This is a genomic window from Pseudofulvimonas gallinarii (genome assembly GCF_004343305.1).
Classification (GTDB): domain Bacteria; phylum Pseudomonadota; class Gammaproteobacteria; order Xanthomonadales; family UBA2363; genus Pseudofulvimonas; species Pseudofulvimonas gallinarii.
The window spans coordinates 1-5,061 of sequence record NZ_SMAF01000046.1; the positions used below are offsets into that span (position 1 = coordinate 1).

Annotated in this window: 2 protein-coding genes; both read right to left on the reverse strand. The window is 69.9% G+C overall.

Going from position 1 to position 5,061, the window contains the following annotated elements; genetic code table 11:
- The coding region (locus EDC25_RS14435; RefSeq protein WP_132577781.1) for an FG-GAP repeat protein at window positions 1-1,465 on the reverse strand (1,465 nt) is incomplete at its 3' end.
- Window positions 1,462-4,668: an InlB B-repeat-containing protein gene (locus EDC25_RS14820; RefSeq protein WP_165910920.1), complete on the reverse strand. Its 3,207-nt coding sequence runs from the start codon at window positions 4,666-4,668 to the stop codon at window positions 1,462-1,464. The genes EDC25_RS14435 and EDC25_RS14820, both read right to left, overlap by 4 nt.
- Between the last annotated feature and the right edge of the window lie 393 nt (window positions 4,669-5,061).

A 5,061-nucleotide genomic window follows, 5' to 3' on the forward strand; every position in this document is an offset into this window, starting at 1 on the left:
CGAATACGTAGGCCGCGCCGGTATCCGCTCCGCCGTCGTCCTCGCCATACGCCCCGACCAGCACGGTGTCGCCGTCGAGCGCCACCGACAGACCGAAAACGTCATACGCCTGCGGATCCCCGGCCACCAGCTTGGCCTGCTGGATCCAGTTCACGCCGCCGCGCACGTACACGTAGGCCGCGCCAGCCTCCGTGCCGCCGTCGTCCTCGTAAGGCGCTCCGACCAGCACGGTGTCGCCGTCGAGCGCCACCGACCAGCCGAACCAGTCACCCGCCTGCGCATCCCCCGCCACCAGCTTGGCCTGCTGGCTCCAGATCCCGCCGCTGTGCACGTACACGTAGGCCGCGCCGGCAAAGGCGCTCTCGCCATATGCCCCGACCAGCGCGGTGTCGCCGTCGAGCGCCACCGACAAACCGAACTGGTCGCCCGCCTGCGCATCCCCGGCCACCAGCTTGGCCTGCTGGCTCCAGCTCCCGCCGCTGCGCACGTACACGTAGGCCGCGCCGGCAGCACTGCCGCCGTCGCCCTCGTAAGGCGCCCCGACCAGCGCGGTATCGCCGTCGAGCGCCACCGACCAGCCGAACCAGTCATATGCCTCCGCATCCACGGCCACCAGCTTGGCCTGCTGGCTCCAGTTCCCACTGCCGCGCACGAACACGTAGGCCGCGCCGGCCTCCGTGCCGCCGGTGGCCTCGAAACGCGCCCCGACCAGCGCGGTGTCGCCTTCGAGCGCCACTGAATAACCGAACCCGTCATACGCCTCCGCGTCTGCGGCCACCAGCTTGTCCTGCTGGATCCAGTTCCCGCCGCTGCGCACGAACACGTAGGCCGCGCCGGCACCGATGCTCTTGCCATACGCACCGATCAGCACGGTGTCGCCGTCGAGCGCCACCGAATAGCCGAAATAGTCATTCGCCTGCGGATCGCCAGCCACCAGCTTGGCCTGCTGGCTCCAGCTCCCGCCGCTGCGCACGAACACGTAGGCCGCGCCGGCATTGAAACCGCCGGTGTCCTCGTAATGCGCCCCGACCACCGCAGTGTCGCCGGAGACGGCGACCGAGTAGCCGAGGTAGTCACCCGTCTGCGCATCCCCTGCGGTCAGCTTGCCCTGCTGGAGGGCGCCGCCACTCGTGTCCCAGCCCATCGGCCTGATCGGCAGCTGTGCCTGGATCGCCTGCCAGTCGTTTGCTGCCAGACCGTCCGGCACGCCAGCCTGTACGGGGGCGCATACGGCCAGCACCATCGTCAACAACACGACCAACGCCTGCGCGGCCCGGATCGTGGCGGTGCGCGCCCGGTCGACCAGAACGCGCGGATGTCGGAATGCTGTCATGGGTACGTCTCCGGTTGGCGTGTCGGTATGCGGGGCGACCCCGCCTGCAAAATGGGACAGGCCCGCGCCGAAGCGGCGCGGTACCCCAATTCCCGATCGCCGGCAGGCGAATGCGGCCGAATCGGTCTTCATGCCTGCATTTCCCTGCGTCCGGTCCAAAGTCCCGCCGCCGCCAGCAAGGCCGCGAGCAGCAACAGCGCCCAGCGCGCATCGACCGGCACCGGCGTGGCCGTGGCCGCCACCGTCACCGCGAACGCGACCTCTACGCTGCAGTCGCCGGTAATCGGGCCGGTCTGGTAGCTGGTTCCGGTCAGCGTGCCGGCCGGACAGGTGCCGCCGATGGTGTCGACGTGGTGGCCAGCGTCCGGTGTCACCGTGAAGGTCGCGGTGTCGCCGTGATCCACGCTTTGCGAAGCCGGCGTGATCGTGCCGTTGCCGGTCGCGTTGGCCGTGACCACGTAGACGGCAGGCGCGTCCGGCGCGAACGCGACGGTGACGCTGCAGTCGCCCGTGATCGGGCCGGTCTGGTAGCTGGTTCCCGTCAGCGTGCCGGCTGCGCAGGTGCCGCCGATGGTGTCGATGTGGTGGCCGAGGTCAGGTGTCACCGTGAAGGTCGCGGTGTTGCCGTGATCGACGCTCTGGCTGGCCGGCGTCACCGTGCCGTTGCCGGTTGCCGAAGCCGTCACGGTGTACACGTCCGGTGCGAATGCGACCGTAACGCTGCAATCCCCGGTGATTGCGCCGGTCTGGTAGCTGGTGCCGGTCAGCGTGCCGGCTGCGCAGGTGCCGCCGATGGTGTCGATGTGGTGGCCCGCGTCGGGTGTGACGGTCAGCGTCGCGGTGTCACCGTGATCGACGCTCTGCGAAGCCGGCGCGATCGTGCCGTTGCCGGTCGCGTTGGCCGTGACCACGTAGACGGCAGGCGCGTCCGGCGCGAACGCGACCTCGACGATGCAGGCGGCGGTAATCGGGCCGGTCTGGTAGCTGGTGCCGGTCAGCGTGCCGGCCGGACAGGTGCCGCCGATGGTGTCGACGTGGTGGCCCGCGTCGGGCGTGATCGTGAACGTCGCCGCGCTGCCGTGGGTCACGCTCTGCGAAGCCGGCGCGATCGTGCCGTTGCCGGTCGCGTTGGCCGTGACCACGTAGACGGCAGGCGCGTCCGGCGCGAACGCGACCTCGACGATGCAGGCGGCGGTAATCGGGCCGGTCTGGTAGCTGGTTCCGGTCAACGTGCCGGCCGGACAGGTGCCGCCGATCGTGTCGACGTGGTGGCCCGCGTCGGGCGTGATCGTGATCATTGCGGTATCGCCGTGATCCACGTTCTGCGAAGCCGGCGTCACCGTGCCGTTGCCGGTCGCGTTGGCGGCCACCGTGTATGCGATGATGGCGAAAGTGGCGCTGCAGGTCTTGTCGCCGTCCATCGTGACCGTGGCGACGCGCGGATCGACCGCATCCTCGATGCAGTCGCCGCCCCAGCCGGTGATCTGCCAGCCCGTGGCGGGCGTGGCGGCGAGGGTGACCTCGGGCATCCGCTCGCCGTCGTAGACGGCCACGCAGTCGCCGCTGCCCTGCGCGCAAGCGGCAATCGCGCCGGAGACCGGCGCGGGCGTCGCACCGGCATCCACGCTGCCGCTGCCGCTGACCGTCACCGCAAGAGTCGCGTCGCTGCGATGTTCCACGGAACCCATGTCGCAGGCCGTGCCCTGCGGGCGGTCCACGAAGCGCTGGTCGACGGCAAAGTCATGGCAGTCGGCGAGTCGATCGATCGCGCTGCTGCCCGCCAGCGGCACCAATACATCGGTAAAACCGCCGTGCAGCGTTGCCGGCATCGGCGCGAGATTCAGCGCGGCGATTTCCGCCGGATCGGAATTGGCCGGCGCTCCCGACATGTTGACGGCGCTCCATTGACCCACCAGGTACTCGCCGGGGTCGTAGGAGTGGATGAACATTCCGCCGCTCAGCCGGTGCATCACGATGTCGGCTACCGCGTTGCCCGAACCATCGGCGCTTCCTGCCGCGATGGAATGGCGAAACTCCAGCATGGCGGCGCCGCTGGTGCAGGTGACGTTGCCGCCTGTCGCGCAGTTGGCGTTGGAATCGGCCACGTGGTAGACGGCGCCGCCCGAAGCGGTACCGCCGGTGCCGGAGGCGTCCAGCCCGACGCGGTTGCCGTACACGGTGACGAAGTTCATGCGCACCGTACCGGCGTAGCTGAAGATCGCGCCGCCGAGGCCGGAGCCCCGGCCGGTATAGGCGCCGCCACCGGCGGCCCGGTTGTCCGCGAGCGTCGAATTCATCAGCCAGACCCCGCCGGCATCGTTGAAGATGGCGCCCCCCATGCCCGCGCCGCCACCGCCGAAATAAGCCGAACTGGAGCCTTGCCCGCCGCCGAAGCCGCCCGCTGCGCCTGTCGGGCCGCCGCCGCCACCGCCGCCGAAACCACCGGGTCCGGCCGGCGTACCGCCGCCACCGCCGAACCCGCCGGCCAACCCGATGCTCACGCCGCCGTAGTGATAGCCGTAGCCGCCGCCGCCGAACCCGCCTGCGGCGCTGTTCCCGCCATTCGGGCCGCCCCCCGGCGCATCCCACGAGGATTGCCCCACGCCGCCGCCGCCGAGCGCCCCGCTTGTGCCGGACGTGCCGCCCTTGGCGACGTTGCCGACCAGCGTGCTGTAGTACACCATCAGCTGCCCGCGATTGAAGATCGCGCCGCCCGCGCCCATGGCCGAACCACCGCGATTGCCGCCGCCGCCGACGGCCCGCCCGTTGCGCAGGGTCAGGCCGACCAGTTCCAGCCCGCCATCGCCGGCGATGTCGAACAGGCGGAAGCTGGCGGCACCGGCATCGCGCGCGATCACCACGCCCCGGGTGAGCCCGTTGGCCATGGCGTTGATGGTGATGGTGCGGTCGCGGATGAAGAAGGCCGACGGACCGAACTGGCTGACGTATCCTTCGCTCCACCCGCCCGCCGGCGGCAGGCAGGTGGCACTGCCCGTGTCGGACAGGGAAAGGCAGTTGGTATAGCGACTGAGCGTGATGGTTTGTCCGTCCAGCGCCGGGTCGAAAACGATGGTGTCGCCGCCCTCGGCGCGATTGACGGCATCGCGCAGCGTGGTGCACTGGAACGTCGTGGCGTCACAATCGCTGCCGCCGAGGGGGTCGGCGGAATCGAATTCGCCCGGCGTGACGACGGTCCAGGTCGCCGCCTGCACGGCGGCGGACGCCAGCATCGGGACCAGCAAGGCAAGGCACAGCACCGCGCGGCGCGTGGCGGCACGCGGCAGCCGGGTACGTGGACCTCGGCAGGGGAGGCAATCGATCGGATCGGGTTTCATCGGATGGGTCACAGGCAGCTTCGTCCAGACGCGTGCGCGGCGCTCGCGCCGCGTATTCGTTCCGGTTGCGGGAGTGTCCCTGCCGCCACCCGGGTACGCCCTGGAGCGCTTGCACGCGCGCCCGTGACCTGACGTGCAGCCGGCAGCTCGCCCCCCATGCCGGGTATACATCCGCGCAAAAGGCGCGAAAGCAGCCGACATGAAAGCAGTGTGTTCCAAACTCGTGCAATCACACTTTGGAGTGAACTCCATGGACCAACACGCGCGTATAGGAAGTTCAAACGCCCTTTTCGGGCATTCTGCTGGGTAGGCGGCGGTCGCGCAAGCCCCGTTTTGGGCACGGATCGGACGTCTGTGAGTGGGATTTCGGCATCGCGGGGCCACGCAGCGGCG